We start from the raw sequence: 24,358 nt of genomic DNA, 5'->3' as shown, positions 1-24,358 counted from the left end.
AATATCAGAGACAAAAAAACCCGCCGCAGCGGGTTTTTCGGCCGTGTTCGATTAGTGTTCGAACATTGCTGAGATAGATTCTTCGTTGCTGATACGACGAATCGCTTCGGCCAGCATCCCGGACAGGGTCAAGGTGCGCACGTTTGGCAGCGCTTTGATCTCGTCACTCAGTGGGATGGTATCGCACACCACTACTTCGTCGATAACGGAGTTGCGGAGGTTGTTTACTGCATTGCCGGAGAAGATCGGGTGAGTCGCGTAGGCGAATACGCGCTTGGCACCACGCTCTTTCAGCGCTTCTGCTGCTTTACACAGCGTACCGCCGGTATCGATCATGTCGTCAACCAGCACGCAGTCACGGCCAGCAACGTCACCGATGATGTGCATCACCTGAGAAACGTTAGCGCGTGGACGACGTTTGTCGATGATTGCCATGTCGGTATCGTTCAGCAGCTTAGCGATAGCACGAGCACGTACCACGCCGCCGATGTCCGGAGAAACCACGATTGGGTTATCCAGATTCAGCTGCAGCATGTCTTCCAGCAGGATTGGGCTACCGAATACGTTATCAACCGGAACGTCGAAGAAGCCCTGGATCTGTTCTGCATGCAGGTCAACGGTCAGAACACGGTCAACGCCAACGCTGGAGAGGAAATCAGCGACAACTTTGGCAGTGATTGGCACACGCGCGGAACGGACACGACGGTCCTGACGAGCATAGCCGAAGTAAGGAATAACAGCAGTGATACGGCCTGCTGAAGCGCGACGCAGGGCGTCGACCATAACAACCAGTTCCATCAGGTTGTCATTTGTTGGAGCACAGGTGGACTGGATGATGAAAATATCACCACCGCGTACATTTTCATTGATTTGTACGCTGACTTCGCCGTCGCTAAAGCGACCTACAGCGGCGTCGCCGAGGGAAGTGTACAGGCGGTTGGCAATACGTTGTGCTAGTTCCGGGGTGGCGTTACCAGCAAAAAGCTTCATATCAGGCACGAGAAGAACCTCAGGCATGCGTCCAGTGGTGGATAGCGTTCGCCGCAAACTGTGCGGGCCAGGCGAAATGCTATCCAGGCGGTGTATTAAAGAGCGCGATGCAACGTCTGGAACAGGGTGACGTTGTCACCGAAACTCAGTCTGCGCCAGAATGGCTTGCTGTAGGGGGGAGGTGTTCATCCCACGTGCTACAAAACCATGCAGCCAAACCGGCGCTTGCTCAAGCACCTGACGAGCGGCGGATTCGGTGTCAAATTCAGCAAAGACACAGGCCCCTGTGCCAGTCAGGCGCGACGGCGCGTATTCTAACAGCCAGGAAAGCACCGCATCAACCTCGCGAAAACGTTTTCTTGCGATAACCTCGCAATCGTTGCTGAATTCACAATTTAATAACGTTTCTATTGACCGCACCGGGGTATTCCGTGGCAGGTCAGGATCGTTGAAGATGACCGGGGTCGGAATGCTGACGCCCGGGTGGGCCACCAGGTACCATTTTTCCGGCGGCTCGACCGGGGAAAGTATTTCGCCCACCCCTTCAGCAAACGCCGCATGACCGCGCACAAAGACCGGGACGTCCGCCCCCAGCGTTAAGCCTAACGCTGCCAGCTCATCCTGAGATAATCCGCAGCCCCAGAGGTGATTCAGGGCAACCAACACGGTGGCGGCATTTGATGAGCCACCGCCCAGTCCACCGCCCATCGGCAGACGCTTCTCAATACGGATATCCGCGCCGCTTCCTGCCGGCAGACGACCGGTGTCCGACGCCACTTTCATCAGCAGACGTGCAGCGCGCACAATCAGGTTATCTTCATGCGCCACGCCGTCAACCGGCGTCAGCAGGCAAACCTCGCCGTCCTGACGCGGGCCAATCGCGATCGTGTCGCCGTAATCAAGGAACTGAAACAGCGTCTGCAGGGTATGGTATCCGTCAGCACGCTGTCCGGTGATGTATAAAAACAGATTCAGTTTTGCCGGAGAAGGCCAGTGGGTCATCATTTAACGATCCAGTTGTCCATTTTTAGCTTGATCCGCTGGCTGCCCTGGGTCAGTTCCATGTTGGATGGCAGGGAAGGCCTGGTGTTGCTGTCATAGGCGCTGTACACCACTTTCCAGGTTTTGCCGTTCTGGGTGTAGCTCACCTGGCTCAGACGGTACTGGTCGTCAAGCTGGTAGTCGGTCGCGTCACCCGGCAGGCCCAGAATCCACTGGCGCAGGCTGTTCAGCGGAATAGGCATTCCGGTCAGCTTGCCGATCATCTCTTCGGCGTCGGTGGCGGTATAGTGCTTGCCTTTGTTATCGGTGATCTGCGCTTCACCCGGTTTGGCAATAAGCTCCAGTTCGGTGCTGCCCAGCGGGTTTAACAGCAGCAGGCGATAGTTGTCCTGCCCGGTTTGCTGCCAGAAGAAACGCGCATACACTTTTTGTTCATCAGAGAGATAAGCGAAGGCACCACGGGTCTGGTACTGGCTCAAATTGCGGACGTCCTGCTGGTGCTGACGCCACTGCGGTGAATCAGGGCTTTTGCCCGGGCCTTTAGGTTGGGTGACGGTACATGCGGTCAGAACCAGTGCCGCCAGGGGCAGCAGGCGAATCAGTCGGGTCATAATGAGGACAAATCCTTGAGATACGTTGCAGTTATAACTGTTAATGCTAGCGTCGAAGGGTGCCACCGTCTACGTTCAAATTATCTCAAAGCATTGTATAAGCTATTACTCCGAAAGGGGGCAGTCTCTTTTATTGATCTCGCGCATCCTGTATGATGCGTTCTGCTAACCTTATTAACGCTGGTACTACTCCCGCTCAACATGACCCTATTAGCACTCGGTATTAACCACAAAACAGCCCCGGTTTCGCTGCGAGAACGCGTCACGTTTTCGCCGGATACGCTTGACCTGGCGCTGGACAGCCTGCTTGCACAGCCGATGGTGCAGGGTGGCGTGGTGCTCTCGACGTGCAACCGTACTGAACTCTACCTAAGCGTTGAAGAGCAGGACAACCTGCATGAAGCGCTGATCCGCTGGTTATGTGATTACCACAACCTCAACGAAGAAGAGCTGCGTAATAGCCTCTACTGGCATCAGGATAACGATGCAGTCAGCCATCTGATGCGTGTGGCCAGCGGCCTGGACTCGCTGGTGCTCGGCGAGCCGCAAATTCTCGGTCAGGTGAAAAAGGCGTTTGCCGATTCGCAAAAAGGGCATCTGAAAGCCAGTGAACTGGAGCGTATGTTCCAGAAGTCATTCTCCGTGGCGAAGCGTGTGCGAACCGAAACCGACATTGGTGCCAGTGCGGTTTCTGTTGCTTTCGCGGCCTGTACCCTGGCCCGTCAAATCTTTGAATCCCTGTCGACCGTCACTGTGATGCTGGTCGGGGCGGGCGAAACCATCGAACTTGTGGCGCGCCATCTGCGCGAACACAAAGTTAAAAAGATGATTATCGCTAACCGTACCCGCGAACGTGCACAGGTGCTGGCGGACGAGGTGGGTGCCGAGGTGGTTGCGCTGAGCGACATCGATGAGCGCCTGAAAGAGGCAGATATTATCATCAGCTCTACCGCCAGCCCGCTGCCGATTATCGGTAAAGGGATGGTCGAGCGAGCGCTGAAATCCCGCCGTAATCAACCGATGCTGCTGGTGGATATTGCCGTCCCGCGCGATGTCGAACCGGAAGTCGGTAAACTGGCGAACGCCTACCTTTACAGCGTGGACGACCTGCAAAGCATCATTTCGCATAACCTTGCCCAGCGTAAAGCGGCGGCGGTTCAGGCGGAAACCATTGTAGAGCAGGAAACGAGTGAGTTTATGGCCTGGCTGCGCGCGCAAAGCGTCAGCGAGACTATCCGTGAGTACCGCGGTCAGGCGGAGCAGGTGCGTGATGACCTGACCGCCAAAGCGCTGGCCGCCCTTCAGCAGGGCGGCGACGCAGAAGCCATTATGCAGGATCTGGCCTGGAAACTGACCAACCGCCTGATCCATGCACCAACCAAATCCCTTCAGCAGGCCGCCCGTGACGGGGATGATGAACGCCTGACTATTCTGCGCAACAGCCTCGGGCTGGAATAGCGCCCTATACCCATTTTCTATTACAAGGTGCATTTACGCCTATGAAGCCTTCTATCGTCGCTAAACTGGAAGCTCTGCACGAGCGCCATGAAGAAGTACAGGCGCTGCTCGGCGATGCCGGGACCATTGCTGACCAGGAACGTTTTCGCGCGCTCTCGCGTGAATACGCGCAGTTGAGTGATGTATCAAAATGCTTTACCGACTGGCGACAGGTCCAGGAAGATATTGAAACCGCGCAGATGATGCTCGACGACCCTGAAATGCGCGAGATGGCGCAGGAAGAGTTGCTGGACGCAAAAGCGCGTGCTGAAGAGATGGAGCAACAGTTGCAGGTGCTTCTGCTGCCAAAAGATCCGGACGATGAGCGTAACGCCTTTGTCGAAGTCCGCGCCGGGACCGGCGGTGACGAAGCGGCACTGTTTGCCGGCGATCTGTTCCGTATGTACAGCCGCTACGCCGAAGCGCGTCGCTGGCGCGTTGAGATCATGAGCGCCAACGACGGTGAACATGGCGGCTACAAAGAGGTTATCGCTAAAATCAGCGGTGACGGCGTGTACGGTCGTCTGAAGTTTGAATCCGGCGGTCATCGCGTGCAGCGCGTACCTGCCACCGAATCTCAGGGGCGAATTCACACTTCTGCCTGTACGGTTGCGGTGATGCCAGAGTTGCCTGAAGCAGAATTGCCGGACATCAACCCGGCGGACCTGCGTATCGATACCTTCCGCTCCTCCGGGGCAGGGGGTCAGCACGTTAACACCACCGATTCCGCTATCCGTATTACCCACCTGCCAACCGGCATCGTGGTGGAGTGCCAGGACGAACGTTCTCAGCACAAGAACAAAGCCAAAGCCTTATCCGTGCTGGGCGCGCGTATCCACGCGGCTGAAATGGCAAAACGTCAACAGGCGGAAGCCTCCACGCGTCGTAACCTGCTGGGCAGCGGCGATCGCAGCGACCGTAACCGTACCTATAACTTCCCGCAGGGCCGTGTTACCGACCACCGCATCAACCTGACCCTGTACCGTCTGGACGAAGTGATGGAAGGAAAGCTGGATATGCTGATTGAGCCTATCGTGCAGGAATACCAGGCCGACCAGCTGGCAGCACTGTCCGAGCAGGAATAATGGAGTTTCAGCACTGGTTACGGCAGGCCGCCAGTGAGCTTTCCGCGAGCGAAAGCCCTAAACGTGACGCCGAAATTTTGCTTGAGTTTGTGACGGGGAAAGCCCGCACTTACCTGCTGGCTTTCGGCGAGACCCAGCTGAGCGCTGAGCAGGAAGCGCAGCTCGCTACGCTGCTTGCCCGCCGCAAAACCGGTGAGCCGGTGGCGCATCTGGTCGGGGAGCGTGAGTTCTGGTCACTGCCGTTGTACGTCTCCCCAGCGACCCTGATCCCACGTCCGGACACCGAGTGTCTGGTGGAGCAGGCACTGTCGCGTTTACCCGCACAAGCCTGCCGAATTCTCGATCTTGGAACCGGCACTGGCGCAATTGCCCTGGCGCTGGCCAGCGAGCGTCCGGACTGCGAGGTGACGGCGGTTGACGTGATGCCCGATGCGGTAGCGCTGGCGCAGCGTAACGTGGCGCGTCTGGGCTTCCCGAACGTCACCGTTCTGCAAAGCAGCTGGTTTAGCGCGCTGGATAACCGCACGTTCGGGATGATTGTCAGCAACCCTCCCTATATCGACGAGCATGACCCGCACCTGACGCAAGGGGACGTGCGTTTTGAACCGCTGACGGCGCTGGTCGCTGCCAACGAAGGGCTGGCGGATATTGTGCATATTGTGACAACGTCACGACAGCATTTGCACCCCGGCGGCTGGCTGCTGGTCGAGCACGGCTGGACGCAAGGGGACGCGGTGCGTGACGTGTTCATCGCTGCAGGTTATCGTGCGGTGGAAACCTGTCGCGACTATGGCGGCAACGACCGTCTGACGCTGGGACAATGGGCATGAGTCTGTTTACCGTGCTGATCACGGCCCACCTGATAGCCGTTGCCCTGACCATCAGCTTTTTCATCGTCCGTTACTGGTGGCGTTACAGCAATAATCCGCTGATTGATGCCCGCTGGGTGCGTATTGCGCCGCACTGTATTGACACGGTGCTGTTTCTCTCAGGGGCCGGATTAATGTGGAAGACCGGCTATCTGCCATTTACTGATAAAGGCGCATGGCTGACTGAAAAGCTGTTTGGCGTTATCATCTACATCGTTTTGGGTTTTATCGCGCTTGGGCGTCGTCGTCCGCGCAGCCAGCAGACCGGTTTTATCGCCTTTTTGCTGGGGCTGGTGGTGCTGTACATCATCATTAAACTCGCCACCACAAGAATACCGTTACTGGGGTAAGTCATGAGGTCCTTAGCCGATTTCGAATTTAATAAAGTGCCGCTTTGCGATGGCATGATCCTGATTTCGGAGATGATCCGCGACGATTTTACGTCGCAGTACGTCTACGAAGAGCTGGAGAATCTGGTCAGCCTGGCGCGTGAAGAGATCAATCAGGCGCGCCCGCAGGACTGGCAATTAGAGAAGCTGCTTGAGCTTTTCTACGGCGAATGGGGTTTCTGCGACACGCGTGGCGTGTATCGTCTGTCTGACGCACTATGGCTGGATCAGGTCTTAAAAAATCGTCAGGGCAGCGCGGTTGCGCTGGGTTCCATTTTGCTGTGGGTCGCGCATCGTCTGGATATTCCACTGGTGCCGGTCATTTTCCCGACGCAGATGATCCTGCGAGCGGAGTGGCTGGACGGTGAGATGTGGCTCATCAATCCGTTTAACGGCGATACGCTGGATGAGCATACGCTGGACGTCTGGTTAAAAGGCAATATCAGCCCGGTTGCCGAGCTCTTTAATGAAGATCTCGACGAGGCGGATAACGCCGAGGTGATCCGTAAACTGCTGGATACGCTGAAATCTGCGCTGATGGAAGAGCGTCAGATGGAGCTGGCATTACGTGCCAGTGAAGTGCTGCTGCAGTTTAATCCGGAAGATCCGTACGAAATCCGCGATCGCGGGCTGATTTATGCCCAGCTTGATTGCGAGCATGTGGCGCTGAACGATCTGAATTATTTTGTTGAGCAATGCCCGGAAGACCCGATCAGCGAAATGATTCGTGCGCAGATCAACGCGATCTCGCACAAACAAATTACACTGCATTAATCTTAATTCCGATTCACACCTGAATAAGGCGATCCTATGAAACAAAAAGTGGTTAGCATTGGTGATATCAACGTGGCAAACGACCTGCCGTTCGTGCTGTTTGGCGGTATGAACGTGCTGGAATCCCGTGATCTCGCGATGCGTATCTGCGAGCACTACGTGACCGTGACCCAGAAACTGGGTATCCCGTACGTGTTTAAGGCCTCTTTTGACAAAGCCAACCGTTCCTCCATTCACTCTTACCGTGGCCCGGGCCTGGAAGAGGGGATGAAAATTTTCCAGGAACTGAAACAGACCTTTGGCGTGAAAGTGATCACCGACGTGCACGAAGCTTCTCAGGCGCAGCCTGTTGCGGACGTTGTCGACGTTATCCAGCTGCCGGCGTTCCTGGCGCGTCAGACGGACCTGGTGGAAGCGATGGCGAAAACCGGCGCGGTCATCAACGTGAAGAAACCTCAGTTCGTGAGCCCTGGCCAGATGGGTAACATCGTCGATAAATTTATCGAAGGCGGCAACGATAAAGTGATCCTGTGTGACCGTGGCGCAAACTTCGGTTATGACAACCTGGTCGTTGATATGCTCGGCTTCAGCGTGATGAAGAACGTGTCCAACCAGTCTCCGGTCATCTTCGATGTGACCCATGCGCTGCAGTGCCGCGACCCGTTTGGTGCAGCTTCTGGCGGCCGCCGTGCGCAGGTCACCGAGCTGGCGCGCGCCGGTATGGCGACTGGCCTGGCCGGTCTGTTCATTGAAGCACACCCGGACCCGGACAACGCGAAGTGCGACGGCCCGTCCGCATTGCCGCTGGCTAAACTGGAGCCGTTCCTGAAACAGATCAAGGCGATTGACGATCTGGTGAAGAGTTTCGACGAGCTGGATACCAGCCACTAATAAAAAAACCCGCTTCGGCGGGTTTTTTTGGGCTATTCCTCTCCCGATGGAAGAGGTGTCGGGTGTGGCCTCAGAGCCTCACCGAACAACGCTTAGGCAAATATCGTCATCAGATAGGCCACAAACAGCGCCATGTGCGCCGCGCCGTTCAGCACGTTGGTGCGCCCGGTCGAGAAGGATATCTGACACAGCAGCAGTGAAGCCACCATCACAATCATCTCTGGCGCACCCAGCGCGAACTGCAACTCGTTGCCGGTCATAAAGGCAATCAGCGTCACTACCGGCACGGTGAGTGAGATTGTCGCCAGGACCGAGCCAAAGAACAGATTCATTGCGCGTTGCACCTGATTGTTCAGCACCGCCCTCAACGCCCCCAGACCCTCAGGCGACAGGATAAGTAGCGCCACCAGGAAACCGGTAAACGCGACCGGGGCATTCAGCTCGGTTAACAGCGTCTCCAGCGGGTTGGCGTTCATTTTGGTCACGGCGATAACCGCAATCAGATGTACGATCAGCCAAACCGTATGCCACGCGCTGCTGTGAGCCGACGGCTTACCGTGATGCGGGTCGTCGCCATCATCTTCATGTTCATAGACGAACAGGCTCTGGTGCGTTTTGGTCTGAATCAGCAGGAACACGCCGTACATGGCTGCGGAAATCAGCGCAACCAGCAGCGCCTGACCGGTTGAGAAGTTGGCCCCCGGCAATGCCATCGGGAAGACCAGCACAATAATCGCCAGCGGGAAAAGGGCAATCAGATACTGTTTTATGCCGAACAGATTCATGTACTGGGTCGCAAATTTGCGGCCGCCCAGTAACAGTGAAAAGCCCACCAGACCACCTGTCACAATCATAATGATGGAGTAGAGGGTGTCACGCATCAGGGTCGGTGCGGCGTCACCGGTCGCCATCAGCGCGGAAATCAGGCTGACTTCGAGGATAACCACCGAAAGGCTGAGAATTAACGAGCCGTAAGGCTCACCCAGGCGGTGGGCTAATACGTCCGCATGGCGAACGACGCTAAAGGCGCTGGTTAAGATACCCACCAGAGCAAGAATATTGATACCAACTACCACTGGCAGTGACTGACTGCTTCCCCAGAAGAGCAGCACAGCCAGTGCCAGGACCGGGAAAATGAGTGATGTCTCCTTGTGGCGGGTCTTCACCGCCTCGTGTGCTGCTGTCATGTGCTTCTCCATCAATGCAGGTGCTTGTAATTCAGGTGCTTGTAATTATAGATAGAATTTTCGGTCATTAAATTAACAGATCTCTGTTAAATACCCTTGATTTTTTACTCAATTTTACTGTTTGTAATGTTTTGGCTTTGGGGTGTCGATAATGGAACGTGTTCTGTAATTAATCCTTTAATAACATAATATTAAAATTATCATTTACGCATAATTCTCAATTGACTGGCACCATGCCGTATCGTCGTCCACACTTATCTCTTTAACCAAAAGAGGGGTTAGCGATGCCATATAAAACGAAACGCGAATTACCAGACAGCGTGCAACACGTATTGCCCGCGCACGCGCAGGATATCTACAAAGAGGCCTTTAACAGCGCCTGGGATCAGTACAAAGATAAAGAAGATCGACGTGATGATGCCAGCCGTGAAGAGACCGCGCACAAAGTCGCCTGGGCCGCAGTAAAACATGAATATGAGAAAGGAGACGACGATAAATGGCATAAAAAGAAATAGCCGTGAAATCATTCGCTGCCTTCGTTTTGACTTTTCAGGCGGTTGAACTTCCGTTGTATTGCAACTGGCCCGTGAATTGCTTATCGTTACTCAACTGCTGGCAAAATGACCAGCACACAATGCCAGGAAGGCGGATTACAGATGTCGCAAGGAAGCATGCAGTGGCGGAGGTGGAAAGTGTTAACGCGTGATTTCTTAATGAAGGCAGATTGTAAGACGGCATTTGGTGCTATTGAGGAATCGCTTCTCTGGTCAGCTGAACAACGTGCGGCGTCGCTCGCTGCCACGCTGGCGTGCCGCCCGGATGATGGCCCGGTATGGATTTTTGGCTACGGTTCGCTGATGTGGAACCCGGCTCTCGAATTTGTCGAATCGGCAACAGGTACACTTCCTGGCTGGCATCGTGCATTTTGTTTGCGCCTCACGGCCGGTCGAGGTAGCGCGTGTCAGCCGGGACGCATGCTTGCACTAAAAGAGGGCGGACGCACCACGGGGGTGGCCTACCGCCTGCCGGATGCAACGCTGGAAGACGAACTGACGCTGCTGTGGAAGCGCGAGATGATCACCGGCTGCTATATGCCGAGCTGGTGCAAGCTGGAACTTGATGACGGACGTACCGTTAACGCGCTGGTGTTTATTATGGATCCGCGCCATCCGCTGTATGAAGCGGATACCCGCACGCAGGTTATTGCCCCGTTGATCGCTGCCGCCAGTGGACCGCTGGGCACCAACGCGCAGTATCTCTTTTCGCTCGACCAGGAGCTGACGCGCCTCGGCATGAAGGACGATTGTCTGAATGAGCTGGTGGTGAAGGTGAAAGCGCTGCTGGAAGGAAACCCGCTGAATAATACGCTGCGTCCCGGTTTTGCCTGAGAATGCGCCCGGCTGCGTGAGCGGACCGGGCGTTTGTCTCTTATGCAGCAACGTAGCTTACGGAATGCTCCAGTGACTGGCTATGGCTGTCAATCAGGACATCCCACGTGCCGGTGTACGGCACGGTAAGCCATGCCTTGTCATCCTGCACGGTCAGGATATCCGCCTGCGAGTGTTGTTGTGCTTTCGAACTCATCAAATGAATGCGGCATCGCTCAGAACACCGTACAACGACCGTATCCCCGCCAAACAATTTCAAACTTGTTTTTACCAGTGCCATTTTTTACCCCGTAGTCTTAAACAACGCTCTCCCTGCTGCCATATCCGAGCGTGATATTGTTCACAATTCACTCATGGCATAACACCAAAGGGGGAGGGTGAGGATGCTGACTTTGATCAAAAAATGGCGTAACGATTAAACAAAAATGACAAAATTCCTGAAAATTTACTCTGGCGCGCGTTTTGCCCGGTGAACGCGCGCCACCCTAAAATTAAATGCGGAAATGCCCGGCAGTTTCAGCAAGGTCGCCCGCCTGGCTCTGCAGCGCGCCGGCTGCAGCCGCAGATTGCACCACCAGTTCGGCGTTCTGCTGAACCATTCTGTCCAGATGGGTCACCGCATGGTTAATCTCCTGGATGCCTTTCATCTGCTCGCTGGTGGCGATGGAGATTTCACGCATGATGCCCGACACGCTACCGATGCTGGAGCGGATTTCGTTCATGCTTTCCCCGGCCAGATGAACGTAGCGGGAGCCGGTGGCCACGCTGTTGGTGGTGGAATCGATAAGCGTTTTAATCTCTTTCGCCGCCTGCGCGCTGCGGCTGGCCAGATTACGCACCTCGCCGGCCACCACGGCAAACCCACGGCCTTGCTCTCCGGCGCGTGCGGCTTCCACCGAGGCATTCAGCGCCAGGATATTGGTCTGGAAGGCAATCCCGTCAATCACGCTGGTGATGTCGCCAATCTTCGCGGAAGCCACTTCAATGGACTGCATGGTGCTGATGGCCTGAGATACCACCTCGCCGCCGCGAGCCGCCGCCGCAGAGGCCTTACTCGCCTGGTCATTGGCTTCAGCCGCAGACTCGTTCGACTGGGTTACCGACGCGGTGATCTCTTCCACGGCGCTGGCCGTTTCGCGAAGGCTGGAGGCGGCCTGCTCGGTACGCCCTGAGAGGTCCTGGTTACCTGCCGCAATTTCCCGCGCGGCGTTTTTCACCGATGCGCTGGCATCCCGCAGTTGTACCATCACCACCGAGAGCTTGTCACTGAAGGCGTTAAACGCCTGCGCTATTTGCGCCACTTCGTCATCGCCGCTCTCCGGCAGGCGTTGCGACAGATCGTTAGTGCCGTTCGCAATGTTATGCATCGCATCGCGAATGTCAGACAGGCGCTTCAGCAGACGCGCAATCAGGAAGTGAACAATGGCGCCGCTGAGTAAGGCCAGGATCACCAGCGAGATGGCCGAGGCTTTCAGCAGCGAGCGCATTCCGGAGGTGGCATCGCCTGTGTCCAGGGCAACAACCAGCATCCAGTTCGTACCCGGCACGGCGGTTGCCACGAAGGTTTTTTCGGCGCCATTGAAGGTCCCGTTTACCGGGTTTCCGCTTTTCAGCGCCGCAAAGTCGATGCCTTTGAGGGTTTCGGCGAACGGTTTAAGCGTCAGGGCAGGGTCGCTGGCGGCAATGACGGTGCCATCGCTATTCAGCAGCAGCCCGCTGCTTGCCGGGGTTGGGTGGATCCCGCGCACATTAGCAACCACGCTGTCCATCGCCACATCGCCAGCCACCACGGCTTTCAGGGTACCGTTTTCTTTCACCGGCACGGCAAACGTCACCACCAGTTTTCCGCTACCGGCGTCAACGTAAGGCGCGGTCACGACCGGGCTATCCTGGCTTACGACCTGCTGATACCAGGGACGGATCGTGGGGTCATAATCCGCCGGTACGCCCGCTGGTTCAGAGAATTTCGCCGTTTTGCTGGCATAGCCAACGTATACGTTAGTGAACCCACCCGCCTGGGCAAGCTGTTTAAAGACCGGAACCGGATCGTCACTGAGCGCAACGGTTTGTGCGGAGGCGATAACCGTCATTTTGCTCTTCACCCAGTCCGCAATCGCCATGTTATGGCTGGCGCTGGTGCTGGTCAGGATGTCGCGCTGTGACTGCTGGTTATCCTGGCGTGTGACCTGAAAATTGATGACAGTATTAAGAAGAAGGGCGACGACCAGACAACCTGTCGTCGCGGCAATGATGCGTGCACGAATGGATCTGAACATAAGTGAAATACCTACTGTGTTGTTTCCATGCCTATCGGCAACCCTGCAGGTAAACTTGATGCTGAAACCGCGTCCATAAGAAAATAATATTTTTACGGGTTTATTATTAAAAAGTTAATACTTTATCGGCGCGCAGAGTCCACTCGGCCAGCTCAACGAGCGTGCCGATTTCCACACCTTCAATCAGCGGCAATCCGGTGATGCCGCGCCCGTCGGTGCAGGTTTTGCACAGTTTGACCGGAACGTTTTGCGCGGTCAGGATCTCCAGCATCTGCTGAATGTTGTAGCCTTCTGCCGGTTTTTGCCCCTTCAGCCCGGCGGTGACCGCATCCGACATTAAAAAGAGCCGTAACTCCAGTTCACTCTCTTTATCGCGTAGCGCGATCGCCAGGCGCAGGCTGTTAAAAAGGGATTCGCTGCCGTAAGCCGCACCGTTGGCGACGATAACAATCTTCTGCATGTTGACTCCTGTTCTTTTAAAGGCACGAATATTGCTTAGCTATCCAGGGTTTCGCTGTCCGGGAGAGTAAGCATGACATTAATGGCTGGCATTTCGCCAGGTGCGACCGAATGGCTCCAGCGTGCAAGGTCGATGCGCCGGGAGCAACTGAGCAGGCTGGCACAGCTTGGCGTGCTGGTTAACGCCATCAGCCTGCTGGTGCATATGCTGCAGTGCGAGCGTGGAGCCTCTAACGTCTGGCTCTGCTCACAGGGTAAGCTGTACGCTGCCGAATGCAAAGCGAGCCGGGCGCTGGTGAATGAAAACCTCACTGCGCTTTATGACGTTCTGGATAACCACTCCCCGTTCCAGGGCAGCGGCGTGTGCGAACGTATAGCCGCCGCGCTGCTCAGTCTGGATAACCTGTCAGCCCTTCGTGATGGCGTTATTCAGCAAACCATCACGGCCCCGCAGGCGATGGATCACTATTGTCGCATCCTGCGTCATCTGCTCAGTATCGTACCGCAGCTTAACGACAGCATTGACGATCCGCAAATCGCAGGCCGTTTTGTCGCGCTTTATAGCCTGATGCAGGGTAAAGAGCTGGCGGGACAAGAGCGGGCGCTGGGCGCCATTGGCTTCACGCAGGGCTATTTTGACGATGGCATCCGTCAGCGGCTGGTGGACCGGATTGACGGACAGCAGGCCTGCTTCGAGATTTTCATGACCCACAGCACGGCGGATGTGCAAACCACCTTTTCCCAGAATTGCCAGCCTGACCGTGAGACGGAGCAACTGAGGCGCGTGGCCTGTACCCGCCAGCCAGCCGCTGACAATGGCCATACCGCACTGGCCTGGTTTGCTCTGCAAACGGCACGCCTTGAGCATCTGCGCACCCTGGAGGAGATGGTTATCGCCGATCTGATGATCGCGGTGGACGAGCGTATCCATCGCCAGGAGGAGTACACGCTACCGGCTGAGGAGCAGGACGATCCGCTGGCCTCTTATCCGGATAAGCCCTTGTTAACCCTGGTTCGCCAGCAGGCGCGCGAGATAGAACAGCTTTCCCGTCAGCTCGCGTCACTGCGCGATACGCTCGAAGAGCGCAAAACCATCGATAAAGCGAAAAGCGTACTGATGACCCATCAAAAGATGAGTGAGGAACAGGCATGGACGGCGCTGCGTAAAATGGCGATGGACAAAAATCAGCGCATGGTAGATATCGCCCGCGCGCTGCTCACCGTGAAGAGCTTGTGGCAGGTAACCCCTAAGGAGTAGCTGCACAATGAGTGGGCATTTAGTGCCTGATTGAGGTGCGCGGTCGTGGAGATTTCCCGGTAAACGCCCGAAAAACAGGGCAGTAAAACCTGGCATTCCCTTTGCATTATCTGATTAACCATTTTTGACGGTGCGCCAACGGCGGTGCATCTGTCTTCGGGATAAAGGCGTCCAGCGGTGCTTCGGCACGGGTGGGCGCTTTTTTTTGTCTTTTTTTCAGGAGTGGTCATGGCGGATTTGTCGAGACGGCGGTTTTTACAGGCCAGCATGCTGGCGAGCGGCGCCATGTTATTACCGGGTGTCATGCAGGCCGCGTGGGCGGCAGGCTCGGATAAACCGGAGCAGGAGACGGTGCGCATCGGGTTTATACCGTTAACCGACTGCGCGCCGGTGGTTATCGCGGCGCTGAAGGGGTTTGATAAAAAATATGGCATCACCATCGTGCCAACCAAAGAGGCAAGCTGGGCAGCCGTGCGCGATAAGCTGGTGGCAGGCGAACTGGACGCCGCCCACATTCTTTACGGCCTGCTGTACGGGCTGGAGCTGGGGCTTGCCGGTAAGCCACAGCAGATGGCAAACCTGATGACCCTGAACCAGAACGGTCAAGCCATCACGCTCTCCAGCGATCTGGCAGAGAAGGGCGTTCGCGATCTCGACGGGCTGAAAACGCTGATTGGGCAGCAGGCACCCGGCACTTACACCTTCGCACACACTTTCCCGACCGGTACGCATGCGATGTGGCTGTACTACTGGCTGGCCAGCGCGGGCATTAATCCGTTCGATGACGTCCGAACCGTGGTTGTGCCGCCGCCGCAAATGGTGATGAACATGCGGATTGGCAACATGGTCGGCTTTTGCGTTGGTGAGCCGTGGAATGCGCGCGCCATTAACGACCGCATCGGGTTTACCGCCGCAACGTCCCAGTCGATCTGGGCCGATCATCCGGAAAAAATTCTTGGCACACGCCGCGACTGGGTGGAGAAAAACCCGAACACCGCGCGGGCGCTGGTGAGTGCGGTACTGGAAGCCGCACGCTGGATCGATGCATCACCAGACAACAAACGTGAGACCGCCCAAATCCTCTCTCGCCGGGCGTGGCTGAACACCAAAGAGCAGTATCTCACCGGACGGATGCTGGGAGAGTACGACAACGGGCTTGGCCAGCGCTGGCAGGATGCGCATCCGATCCGTTTCTTCAACGAGGGTGCCGTCAGCTATCCGTACCTCTCCGACGGGATGTGGTTTTTAACCCAGTTCCGCCGCTGGGGCTTGCTCAAATCGGCGCCGGATTATGCCGCCATCGCGCAGCGCATTAACCAGACCTCGGTCTGGCAGGATGCCGCCACGGCGGTGGGAGGCATATCCACCCCGTCATCACCGTATCGCAGCAGCACCCTGATGGACGGTACCGTCTGGAACGGTACCGATCCGGACGGTTACGCCAACCGCTTCGCTATTCACCGTAAAGGGGCCTGATTATGCAGCATCTGCACAGCACGAAATCGAAAGACGAGACGCCGGCGAGCGGGGAAGTGATTACCCTCCCTCCGGTACAGGTTCGCCGCCGCGCACCGACGTTCACGCGACGGATGAATGACCTTCTGCAGCGCGTGATCCCGGCGCTGCTGGGGCTCGGGTTACTGGTGTTGCTCTGGCAACTGGCCGCGATCAACAGCAAAGGGTTCCCGACGCCGCTCAGCACGCTGGATTCCGCATTAACGCTCTTCGCTGACCCGTTTTACCGCGACGGGCCAAACGATATGGGGATCGGCTGGAACGTGCTCGCTTCGCTGCAGCGCGTGGCGGTGGGTTTTGGTCTGGCGGCGCTCGCGGGGATCCCGCTCGGTTTCCTGATCGGTCGCTTCACCTTTTGCTCGCGCATGTTCAGCCCGTTGATTGCACTGTTACGCCCGGTCAGTCCTTTAGCCTGGCTGCCTATCGGCCTGCTGCTGTTCCAGAAAGCGGAGCCCGCCTCCAGCTGGACCATTTTTATCTGTTCAATATGGCCAATGGTGATTAACACCGCCGAAGGGGTACGTCGTATTCCGCAGGATTACCTCAACGTTGCCCGCGTGCTGCAGCTCTCCGAGTGGACCATCATGCGGCGGATCCTCTTCCCGGCCGTGCTGCCCGCGGTGCTGACCGGGGTTCGCCTCTCTATTGGCATCGCTTGGCTGGTCATTGTCGCCGCCGAGATGCTCACCGGTGGGCTGGGGATCGGCTTCTGGATCTGGAATGAGTGGAACAACCTCAACGTCGAAAACATTCTCATCGCCATCGTCATCATTGGCGTGGTCGGGTTGCTGCTGGAGCAGGGGCTGATGCTGATCGCCCGTCGCTTTAGCTGGCAGGAAAAATAAGGAGCGAAGATGAAACCATTAATTCAGGTCCAGGCCGTGAGCCAGCGTTTTTCTACCGCCAGCGGCGAGTTTCTGGCGCTGCAGAACGTCTCTTTTGATATTCACGAAGGCGAAACCGTGAGCCTGATTGGCCACTCCGGGTGCGGCAAATCGACGTTGCTCAACCTGATTGCCGGGATCACCCTGCCGACCGAAGGTGGGCTGATTTGCGATAACCGCGAAATCGCCGGGCCAGGACCGGAGCGTGCGGTGGTGTTTCAGAACCATTCTCTGCTGCCGTGGCTCACCTGCTTCGACAACGTTGCGCTGGCGGTGGATCAGGTCTTTCGCCGCACCATGAGCAAGGCGGAGCGCAAGGAGTGGATTGAACACAACCTCGATCGCGTCCAGATGGGGCATGCCCTGCATAAACGGCCTTCGGAAATCTCCGGCGGCATGAAACAGCGCGTTGGCATTGCCCGTGCGCTGGCGATGAAGCCGAAGGTCCTGCTGATGGATGAACCGTTTGGCGCGCTGGATGCGCTCACGCGCGCGCATTTGCAGGACTCGGTGATGCAAATCCAGCAGGCGCTGAACACCACCATCGTGCTTATCACCCACGATGTGGATGAGGCCGTGTTGCTTTCTGACCGGGTACTGATGATGACTAACGGCCCGGCGGCCACCGTCGGCGAGGTGCTGCATGTTGACCTGCCTCGCCCGCGCAATCGGGTTCAGCTGGCGGACGATAGCCGCTATCACCATATGCGTCAGCAGATCCTCCATTTCCTCTATGAAAAACAGCCTAAAGCGGCGTAACGGAGGCGGTGATGCGACTGATCGTTATCGGTAATGGGATGGCCGCAACACGGCTGATTGCCTCGCTGACCGAGCGTGCGCCCGGTCGCTTCACGATCACCGTGTTTGGCGAGGAGTCGGAACACGCTTACAACCGCATCATGCTCTCGCCGGTACTGGGCGGGGAAAAACAGGCGCAGCAGATCCGCCTGCAGGATGACGCCTGGTATCACGCACGGGGTGTGACGGTACGACGGGGCGAAAAGGTGCTCTCCGTGGATGTTGAGAAACGCGAGGTCCGTACCACAGCAGCCACGCTGGCCTGGGACGAACTGGTCTTTGCCACCGGGTCGACGCCTTTTGTACCTCCCATTCCGGGCGGTGACGCTCCACATGTCTTCACCTTTCGTACGCTGGCCGATATCCGCGCGATTCAGGAGAACCCGGGGCCAGCTGTAGTGCTGGGCGGTGGGGTGCTCGGCGTTGAGGTCGCTGCGGCACTGGTCCGGTCTTGTGACAACGTCACGCTGGTGCATCGTGGTGCGTGGCTGATGGAACAGCAGCTCGATCGCCAGGCAGGCGTTTTGCTTGAAGAGGCGCTGGCGGAGCGCGGCGTTCGCTGCGAACTGTCATCGGGAGTGACCGCCATTGCGGCGGATGCCGTGACGTTACACAACGGACGCAAGATTAACGCCTCTCGCGTGGTGCTGGCGACCGGCGTGCAGCCCAATGTCGCACTGGCAAAAGCCAGCGGCATTCACTGTGCCCGCGGCATTGTGGTTAACCACCAGATGCAGACCTCAGTCCCGGCGATCAGCGCCATCGGTGAGTGCTGCGAAATCGACGGCCAGACGTTCGGCCTGGTCGCACCTTGCCTGGCGCAGGCGGATATCCTCGCCGCCCGGCTGGCTGGGGAGGCTAGCACGCCATTTGCCCTGACCGACAGCGGCATGCGCCTCAAAGTACCCGGTGTGGAGCTGTTCAGCGCCGGGCGAGTAGAGGTTCTGCCAGACGATGTGGTCTGGAGCGCCTGGGATCCGCTGACCCGTCACTATCGCCGTTTGTTACTGCATCGCGGTGCGCTTGCTGGCGTGCTGCTGATGGGGGATTGCCGCAACGCGGCAACATTCACCGATTTACTGGCAACGGCTGCGCCCGCCCACGCGGACTGGCTGTTCAATCGATTCACTACGCAACCGCAGGTTGCAGGACAAAACGCTATGACAAAACCTACGCTGGTGGTGGTTGGACACGGTATGGTCGGCCATCATTTTCTCGAAGACTGTGTGAAGCGCAATTTGCACCGGCAGTACCAGATTATCGTTTTTGGCGAAGAGCGCTATGCCGCCTACGATCGTGTGCATTTGTCAGAGTATTTTGGCGGACGAAGCGCAGAATCGCTCTCGCTGGTGGACGGTGATTTCTTTGCTGAACACGGCATTGAGCTTCGCCTCTCGCAGCAAATTGTGAGTATCGATCGCGACGCACACGTCGTGCGTACCGCCAGTGGGCATGAAACCCACTGGGACAAACTGGTGCTGGCGACCGGCTCGTACCCGTTTGTGCCTCCGGTACCGGGCAGCACGCTGCCGGGCTGCTTTGTTTACCGTACGCTGGACGACCTGGATAACATCGCCGCGCAGGCAAAGCAATCCCGTCGCGGGGTGGTCATTGGCGGTGGCCTGCTGGGACTGGAAGCCGCGAATGCCCTGAAACAGCTGGGCCTGGAAACGCACGTCGTGGAGTTTGCGCCACACCTGATGGCGGTACAACTCGACAACGACGGCGCGGCCATGCTGCGCAAAAAGATCGAAGCGCTTGGCGTGGGCGTTCACACCAGCAAAGCCACCACCGACATCGTCTCTGCGAACGGCGGGCTGGTGATGCGCTTTGCGGACGGCGAACAGCTGGAAACTGACATCGTGGTCTTCTCTGCAGGTATTCGCCCGCAGGATGCACTGGGGCGCAGCAGTGGCCTGGTGACCGGAGAGCGCGGCGGGATTTGCATTGATAACCAGTGCCAGACTTCCGATAAAGACGTGTTCGCTATCGGCGAATGTGCACTGTGGGAGGGTAAAATTTTTGGCCTGGTCGCCCCGGGTTATCAGATGGCGCGGGTGGCATCGGCCACGCTGGCGGGAGAGGCGAGCGCCTTTACCGGGGCTGACATGAGCACCAAACTGAAGCTGCTGGGGGTAGATGTGGCCTCGTTTGGTGATGCCCATGGAAGAACACCCGGCGCGCTAAGCTATCAATGGACGCATGGTCCGCAGCAAATCTATAAAAAGATCGTGGTCAGTGAGGACAATAAAACCCTGTTGGGCGGCGTACTGGTGGGGGATGCCAGCGAATATGCGACCCTGGTGCAGATGATGCTCAACGGCATAGCGTTGCCCAAAGAGCCTGAAACGCTGATTTTACCTTCCTTCGCCGGGAGCGCGCCAAAAGCCCTCGGCGTGGCGGCACTGCCTGACAGTGCGCAGATCTGCTCCTGCCATAACGTCAGCAAAGGTGATATCTGTCAGGCGGTAAGTGCCGGTGCCGCGGATATTGGAGCCATAAAACAGTGCACCAAAGCCGCGACCGGTTGCGGAGGATGCAGCGCGCTGGTGAAACAGGTGATGGAGTACCAGCTTGCAGAGCAGGGCGTGGAGGTGAAAAAGGACATCTGCGAACACTTCCCGTGGTCGCGTCAGGAAATCTATCACCTGGTGCGCGTCAATCATATTCGTACCTTCGACCAGCTTATCAGCCGTTACGGGCAGGGGCACGGTTGCGAAATCTGTAAACCGCTGGTGGGATCAGTGCTCGCCTCCTGCTGGAATGAGTACCTGCTGAAACCGGCACATCTGCCGCTGCAGGACACCAACGACCGTTATTTTGCCAATATTCAGAAAGACGGGACGTACTCCATCGTGCCCCGGATGCCTGCAGGGGAAGTGTCGGCCGACGGCTTGATAGCTATCGGCCAGATTGCCAAACGCTACCAGCTGTACAGCAAAATCACGGGCGGACAGCGTATCGACCTCTTTGGCGCCACGCTCGACCAGCTGCCGGCGATCTGGCAGGCGCTGGTGGAGGCCGGATTTGAGACCGGTCACGCGTACGGTAAATCCCTGCGCACGGTGAAATCCTGCGTCGGGTCGACCTGGTGCCGCTATGGCGTGCAAGATTCCACGCGTCTCGCGGTCACGCTTGAGCACCGCTATAAAGGCTTACGCGCGCCGCACAAAATTAAAATGGCCGTGTCCGGTTGTACCCGTGAATGTGCGGAGGCTCAGAGCAAGGACGTGGGCGTCATTGCGACCGACAAAGGCTGGAACCTTTATCTCTGCGGTAACGGCGGCATGAAACCGCGCCATGCGGATCTCTTTGCCAGCGATCTGGATGACGAGACGCTGATCCGTACCGTCGACCGCTTCCTGATGTTCTACATCCGCACGGCGGATCGCCTGCAGCGTACCAGTACGTGGATGGACAATCTGGAAGGGGGGATCGACTACCTGCGCGAGGTGATTCTTAACGACAGCCTGGGCATTGCGCACGAGCTGGAACAGGAGATGGCCCGCGTGGTGGAAACCTACCAGTGTGAATGGCAGACCACGCTTAACGATCCGAGCCGTCTGGCGTTGTTCCGTACCGAAGTGAACCGTCAGCCGGTGGAGGAGAATAAACGCTGGCAAGCGGTCTGCGCTATCGATGAGATCCCTGAGCAGGCGGGGATCGGCGCCCGGCTGGGGCGAAAACCGATTGCGCTTTTCCGCTTTGGTCAATCTGTCTATGCCCTCGACGACCTCGAGCCGGGCAGCACAGCAAACGTGCTTTCACGCGGCATTCTCGGCGATGCTGCCGGCGAGCCGGTGGTCATCTCTCCGCTCTATAAGCAGCGTATCCGTCTGCGCGACGGCTGTCAGGCCGATAACGGGGAACCTGCGGTGCGCGCCTGGCCGGTGAAAATAGAAAACGGTCAGGTGTGGGTCGGGAACGACGCGCAGATCTTGCGTGCGGAGGCGTCATGAATGAAACCCGAACGACGTGCCCTTACTGCGGGGTGGGTTGCGGCGTGATCGCAACGGTAGAGGGTGAGAAGGTTACCGTGCGCGGAGATGAACGACATCCCGCCAGTTTTGGACGCCTGTGCGTTAAAGGCTCGGCATTAGGCGAAACGACCGGTCTGCAGGAGCGATTGCTGCACCCGGTGGTCGACGGGCAGGAGGTGGAATGGTCCCGGGCGCTGGCGGCGGCTGGTGAACGGCTGCAGACCATCATCGACACCTGGGGACCACAGGCGGTGGCGTTTTACGCCTCCGGCCAGCTGCTGACCGAGGACTATTACGCCGCCAATAAGCTGATGAAAGGGTTTATTGGTGCGGCAAACATTGATACCAACTCGCGGCTCTGTATGTCGTCCGCGGTGACGGGCTACAAGCGCGCGTTTGGTGAAGATGTGGTGCCGTGTAGCTATGAGGATGTGGAAAACAGCGATGTGGTGGTGCTGGTCGGGTCGAATGCGGCATGGACCCATCCGGTGCTGTATCAGCGGCTGGTACAGGCGCGCCAGAACAACCCTGCGATGAAAGTTGTGGTTATCGATCCGCGCAAAACGGCCACCTGCGATATTGCTGACCTGCATCTGGCGCTTACGCCCGGCAGTGACGCCGGGCTGTTTGTCGGTTTACTCAATCTGATTCAGGGAACCGACGCGTGGCCCATCGCCCGGGTGGCTGAGTTTTGTGGCCTCTCAACCGAGGACGTGGGGACCTTCTACGACTGGTTTGTGACTGCGCCGCGGGCCATCACGCTCTACACCATGGGCATTAATCAGTCCTCAAGCGGCAGCGACAAGTGTAATGCCATCATCAACGTTCATCTGGCCAGCGGAAAATTCGCCCGTCAGGGCTGCGGACCGTTTTCGCTGACCGGACAGCCTAACGCGATGGGGGGGCGGGAGGTGGGTGGGCTGGCGAACCAGCTTGCCGCTCACATGAATTTCGAGCCGGAGTCTCTTTCGCGGGTGGCGCGTTTTTGGGGTACGGAAAGACTGGCCCAGACGCCGGGCCTGATGGCGGTGGAGTTGTTTGATGCGATCGCCCGCGGCGAAGTGAAAGCGGTGTGGATCATGGGCACCAATCCTGCCGTCTCGCTGCCGGACAGCCACGCGGTGTGTCAGGCGCTGGAACATTGCCCGCTGGTGATTGTCTCCGAGGTGATGCAGGAGACCGACACCAGCCGCTATGCCCATATCCGCTTCCCGGTACAGGCGTGGGGGGAAAAAGACGGTACGGTAACCAATTCCGAGCGGCGTATTTCGCGCCAGCGCGCCTTTCTGCCGGCGCCAGGCGAGACCAAACCGGACTGGTGGGTCATCGCCCGGGTGGCACAGGCGCTGGGCTATGGTGAAGCCTTCGCCTGGGAACATCCGCAGCAAATTTTTTGTGAGCATGCAGCGCTCTCGGCCTTTGAAAATGACGGCGCGCGGGCGTTTAACCTCCATGAACTGGCGTCACTTACCCGTGAGGAATGGGACCGGCTTGAGCCTTATCAGTGGCCAGCGGGGGCCTTTGCGCGCCGGGAAATTGTGCCGGTAGAGCCTCAGCCACACGGTGCGGCAATAAACGCGCTATACCCGCTGATTCTCAATACCGGGCGTATCCGCGATCAGTGGCACACCATGACCCGGACGGGGTACGTCCCGAAACTGATGCAGCATAGTGCTGAGCCGTGTGTTGAGATCGGCGCCGCCGATGCCATGCGCTTCTCACTGTACGACGGACAGCTGGCGCGCATCAGCTCTCCGCGTGGAGTGATGCTGGCAAGAGTGCGCATCACTGACGGGCAGCGAGAAGGTGAGCTGTTTGTGCCAATGCACTGGAATGCCCAGTTTGCCCGCCAGGGGAAGGTGAATGCGCTGGTGGAGGGGCGCTGTGACCCGCTGTCCGGTCAGCCCGAGAGTAAACAGACGGCCGTCAGGATTATGCCCTGGCAGCCGGGCTGGCAGGGTGAGCTTTATGCCCGTGAACTGCCGGAGCTTCCCCCCTCTGTCTGCTGGTGGCGTAAAGTCTCACGTCTGACGGTGGCGGGGGATAAGCCGTTGCTGGCGTGGGTTATGCAGTACGCCAGTGAACGGGGCTGGCAGCTGCAGGTCGCGCAGACCAGCGAGCGCAGCAGCGTGCTGGCCTGGCATGACGGACAACTGATGCTCGGGTTCTGGGAAGGCACTGCGTTACCGACACTGGCGCACGCGGTAATTGAAGCCGCGTTTCGTTCATCTCCCGTGACGCTTGCTGAGCGCCACGCGTTGTTGAATGGACAGGGAACCGGGGACAGTGTCGATCCGGGTCGGATCATCTGCAGCTGTTTCAGCGTGGGGGAAACCGTCATACGCGAGGCGATTGGGGGAGGGTGTAATTCCGTCGCGGCGCTGGGTGCCAGGCTGCGCTGCGGAACGAACTGCGGCTCCTGTGTGCCTGAACTAAAAACAATGTTTCAGGATATTCCGGAAAATTCCTCTTAAGGCTGCAAAACGTGAGGAATAACGGTAAGGT

At 57.6% G+C, this 24,358-nt stretch carries 21 protein-coding genes; 14 read left to right on the top strand and 7 right to left on the bottom strand.

What is annotated here, in order from left to right:
• Positions 1-51 precede the first annotated feature (51 nt).
• The 3 genes from prs to lolB form a co-directional block, all read right to left on the bottom strand.
• The gene (gene prs, locus BH714_RS09030) at positions 52-999 is read right to left on the bottom strand and encodes a ribose-phosphate diphosphokinase (RefSeq protein WP_003856663.1); all 948 of its coding nucleotides are present in this window, start codon (positions 997-999) and stop codon (positions 52-54) included.
• 126 nt (positions 1,000-1,125) lie between these two features.
• A complete protein-coding gene (gene ispE, locus BH714_RS09025; RefSeq protein WP_040017712.1) occupies positions 1,126-1,995 on the bottom strand; it encodes a 4-(cytidine 5'-diphospho)-2-C-methyl-D-erythritol kinase in 870 nt (289 codons plus the stop codon).
• Positions 1,992-2,603, bottom strand: coding sequence for a lipoprotein insertase outer membrane protein LolB (lolB, locus tag BH714_RS09020; RefSeq protein WP_040017711.1), 612 nt, complete (start codon positions 2,601-2,603; stop codon positions 1,992-1,994). The genes ispE and lolB overlap by 4 nt, the downstream gene beginning before the upstream one ends.
• Before the next feature lie 201 nt (positions 2,604-2,804).
• On the opposite strand from lolB, the gene hemA reads away from it, so the two are divergent.
• Genes hemA through kdsA form a run of 6 tightly spaced genes read left to right on the top strand, consistent with a single transcriptional unit; the run spans position 2,805 to position 8,108 of the window.
• On the top strand, positions 2,805-4,061 hold the full coding sequence (gene hemA, locus BH714_RS09015) for a glutamyl-tRNA reductase (protein ID WP_014170500.1): 1,257 nt from the start codon (positions 2,805-2,807) through the stop codon (positions 4,059-4,061).
• A gap of 41 nt (positions 4,062-4,102) precedes the next feature.
• Positions 4,103-5,185 carry a peptide chain release factor 1 gene (gene prfA, locus BH714_RS09010; protein ID WP_020882346.1) on the top strand — a complete coding sequence of 361 codons (1,083 nt, stop codon included), beginning with the start codon at positions 4,103-4,105 and terminating at the stop codon, positions 5,183-5,185.
• Entirely contained in the window at positions 5,185-6,015 is an 831-nt protein-coding gene (gene prmC / locus BH714_RS09005) for a peptide chain release factor N(5)-glutamine methyltransferase (protein ID WP_040017710.1), read from the top strand. Before prfA ends, prmC begins: the two co-directional genes overlap by 1 nt.
• Positions 6,012-6,404 carry an invasion regulator SirB2 gene (gene sirB2 / locus BH714_RS09000; protein ID WP_025203913.1) on the top strand — a complete coding sequence of 131 codons (393 nt, stop codon included), beginning with the start codon at positions 6,012-6,014 and terminating at the stop codon, positions 6,402-6,404. Before prmC ends, sirB2 begins: the two co-directional genes overlap by 4 nt.
• Before the next feature lie 3 nt (positions 6,405-6,407).
• Positions 6,408-7,217, top strand: coding sequence for an invasion regulator SirB1 (sirB1, locus tag BH714_RS08995; RefSeq protein ID WP_014170496.1), 810 nt, complete (start codon positions 6,408-6,410; stop codon positions 7,215-7,217).
• Positions 7,218-7,253: 36 nt separating this feature from the next.
• Complete coding sequence (kdsA, locus tag BH714_RS08990) at positions 7,254-8,108, top strand: 3-deoxy-8-phosphooctulonate synthase (protein ID WP_014170494.1); 855 nt, start codon at positions 7,254-7,256, stop codon at positions 8,106-8,108.
• A gap of 92 nt (positions 8,109-8,200) precedes the next feature.
• On the opposite strand, the gene chaA is transcribed toward kdsA, so the two are convergent.
• Complete coding sequence (gene chaA, locus BH714_RS08985) at positions 8,201-9,295, bottom strand: sodium-potassium/proton antiporter ChaA (RefSeq protein ID WP_020882349.1); 1,095 nt, start codon at positions 9,293-9,295, stop codon at positions 8,201-8,203.
• Positions 9,296-9,579: 284 nt separating this feature from the next.
• Between chaA and chaB the strand changes: the two genes are divergently transcribed.
• Both chaB and BH714_RS08975 read left to right on the top strand, forming a co-directional pair.
• Entirely contained in the window at positions 9,580-9,810 is a 231-nt protein-coding gene (chaB, locus tag BH714_RS08980) for a putative cation transport regulator ChaB (RefSeq protein WP_032680829.1), read from the top strand.
• Positions 9,811-9,987: 177 nt separating this feature from the next.
• Positions 9,988-10,683 carry a gamma-glutamylcyclotransferase gene (locus BH714_RS08975; RefSeq protein WP_020882351.1) on the top strand — a complete coding sequence of 232 codons (696 nt, stop codon included), beginning with the start codon at positions 9,988-9,990 and terminating at the stop codon, positions 10,681-10,683.
• A 40-nt stretch (positions 10,684-10,723) separates the two neighbouring features.
• On the opposite strand, the gene BH714_RS08970 is transcribed toward BH714_RS08975, so the two are convergent.
• The 3 genes from BH714_RS08970 to BH714_RS08960 all read right to left on the bottom strand — a co-directional run bounded on the left by BH714_RS08970 (position 10,724) and on the right by BH714_RS08960 (position 13,419).
• Positions 10,724-10,963, bottom strand: a complete 240-nt coding sequence (locus BH714_RS08970; protein ID WP_014170489.1) for a DUF1883 domain-containing protein — start codon at positions 10,961-10,963, stop codon at positions 10,724-10,726.
• A gap of 211 nt (positions 10,964-11,174) precedes the next feature.
• On the bottom strand, positions 11,175-12,959 hold the full coding sequence (locus BH714_RS08965; protein WP_040017709.1) for a methyl-accepting chemotaxis protein: 1,785 nt from the start codon (positions 12,957-12,959) through the stop codon (positions 11,175-11,177).
• A 106-nt stretch (positions 12,960-13,065) separates the two neighbouring features.
• Complete coding sequence (locus BH714_RS08960) at positions 13,066-13,419, bottom strand: DsrE/DsrF/TusD sulfur relay family protein (protein ID WP_020882353.1); 354 nt, start codon at positions 13,417-13,419, stop codon at positions 13,066-13,068.
• 72 nt (positions 13,420-13,491) lie between these two features.
• Here BH714_RS08960 and nasR point away from each other — a divergent pair, with 72 nt between their 5' ends.
• The 6 genes from nasR (at position 13,492) to BH714_RS08930 (ending at position 24,327) form a co-directional block, all read left to right on the top strand.
• Positions 13,492-14,676, top strand: coding sequence for a nitrate regulatory protein NasR (gene nasR / locus BH714_RS08955; RefSeq protein ID WP_040017704.1), 1,185 nt, complete (start codon positions 13,492-13,494; stop codon positions 14,674-14,676).
• A gap of 228 nt (positions 14,677-14,904) precedes the next feature.
• Complete coding sequence (locus BH714_RS08950) at positions 14,905-16,152, top strand: CmpA/NrtA family ABC transporter substrate-binding protein (RefSeq protein WP_025203917.1); 1,248 nt, start codon at positions 14,905-14,907, stop codon at positions 16,150-16,152.
• Positions 16,153-16,154: 2 nt separating this feature from the next.
• Positions 16,155-17,036: a nitrate ABC transporter permease gene (gene ntrB / locus BH714_RS08945; RefSeq protein WP_014170482.1), complete on the top strand. Its 882-nt coding sequence runs from the start codon at positions 16,155-16,157 to the stop codon at positions 17,034-17,036.
• Between the two features lie 9 nt (positions 17,037-17,045).
• Complete coding sequence (locus BH714_RS08940; RefSeq protein WP_014170481.1) at positions 17,046-17,834, top strand: ABC transporter ATP-binding protein; 789 nt, start codon at positions 17,046-17,048, stop codon at positions 17,832-17,834.
• An 11-nt stretch (positions 17,835-17,845) separates the two neighbouring features.
• Positions 17,846-21,832 (top strand): nitrite reductase large subunit NirB, encoded by a 3,987-nt coding sequence (nirB, locus tag BH714_RS08935; RefSeq protein ID WP_080765206.1) that lies wholly within the window; start codon positions 17,846-17,848, stop codon positions 21,830-21,832.
• Positions 21,829-24,327, top strand: a complete 2,499-nt coding sequence (locus BH714_RS08930; protein ID WP_040017702.1) for a nitrate reductase — start codon at positions 21,829-21,831, stop codon at positions 24,325-24,327. Before nirB ends, BH714_RS08930 begins: the two co-directional genes overlap by 4 nt.
• Positions 24,328-24,358 lie beyond the last annotated feature (31 nt).

The sequence above is a fragment of the Enterobacter ludwigii genome, assembly GCF_001750725.1.
Lineage (GTDB): Bacteria > Pseudomonadota > Gammaproteobacteria > Enterobacterales > Enterobacteriaceae > Enterobacter > Enterobacter ludwigii.
Note: the sequence above shows the minus strand (reverse complement) of the source record. Positions and strands in the feature narration are given on the sequence as shown.

Coding starts and splice junctions, on each gene's coding strand:
- ispE (WP_040017712.1), bottom strand. CDS start 1,995: ATGATGACCCACTGGCCTTCTCCGGCAAAACTGAATCTGTTTTTATAC.
- lolB (WP_040017711.1), bottom strand. CDS start 2,603: ATGACCCGACTGATTCGCCTGCTGCCCCTGGCGGCACTGGTTCTGACC.
- hemA (WP_014170500.1), top strand. CDS start 2,805: ATGACCCTATTAGCACTCGGTATTAACCACAAAACAGCCCCGGTTTCG.
- prfA (WP_020882346.1), top strand. CDS start 4,103: ATGAAGCCTTCTATCGTCGCTAAACTGGAAGCTCTGCACGAGCGCCAT.
- prmC (WP_040017710.1), top strand. CDS start 5,185: ATGGAGTTTCAGCACTGGTTACGGCAGGCCGCCAGTGAGCTTTCCGCG.
- sirB2 (WP_025203913.1), top strand. CDS start 6,012: ATGAGTCTGTTTACCGTGCTGATCACGGCCCACCTGATAGCCGTTGCC.
- sirB1 (WP_014170496.1), top strand. CDS start 6,408: ATGAGGTCCTTAGCCGATTTCGAATTTAATAAAGTGCCGCTTTGCGAT.
- kdsA (WP_014170494.1), top strand. CDS start 7,254: ATGAAACAAAAAGTGGTTAGCATTGGTGATATCAACGTGGCAAACGAC.
- chaA (WP_020882349.1), bottom strand. CDS start 9,295: ATGACAGCAGCACACGAGGCGGTGAAGACCCGCCACAAGGAGACATCA.
- chaB (WP_032680829.1), top strand. CDS start 9,580: ATGCCATATAAAACGAAACGCGAATTACCAGACAGCGTGCAACACGTA.
- BH714_RS08970 (WP_014170489.1), bottom strand. CDS start 10,963: ATGGCACTGGTAAAAACAAGTTTGAAATTGTTTGGCGGGGATACGGTC.
- BH714_RS08965 (WP_040017709.1), bottom strand. CDS start 12,959: ATGTTCAGATCCATTCGTGCACGCATCATTGCCGCGACGACAGGTTGT.
- BH714_RS08960 (WP_020882353.1), bottom strand. CDS start 13,419: ATGCAGAAGATTGTTATCGTCGCCAACGGTGCGGCTTACGGCAGCGAA.
- nasR (WP_040017704.1), top strand. CDS start 13,492: ATGACATTAATGGCTGGCATTTCGCCAGGTGCGACCGAATGGCTCCAG.
- BH714_RS08950 (WP_025203917.1), top strand. CDS start 14,905: ATGGCGGATTTGTCGAGACGGCGGTTTTTACAGGCCAGCATGCTGGCG.
- ntrB (WP_014170482.1), top strand. CDS start 16,155: ATGCAGCATCTGCACAGCACGAAATCGAAAGACGAGACGCCGGCGAGC.
- BH714_RS08940 (WP_014170481.1), top strand. CDS start 17,046: ATGAAACCATTAATTCAGGTCCAGGCCGTGAGCCAGCGTTTTTCTACC.
- nirB (WP_080765206.1), top strand. CDS start 17,846: ATGCGACTGATCGTTATCGGTAATGGGATGGCCGCAACACGGCTGATT.
- BH714_RS08930 (WP_040017702.1), top strand. CDS start 21,829: ATGAATGAAACCCGAACGACGTGCCCTTACTGCGGGGTGGGTTGCGGC.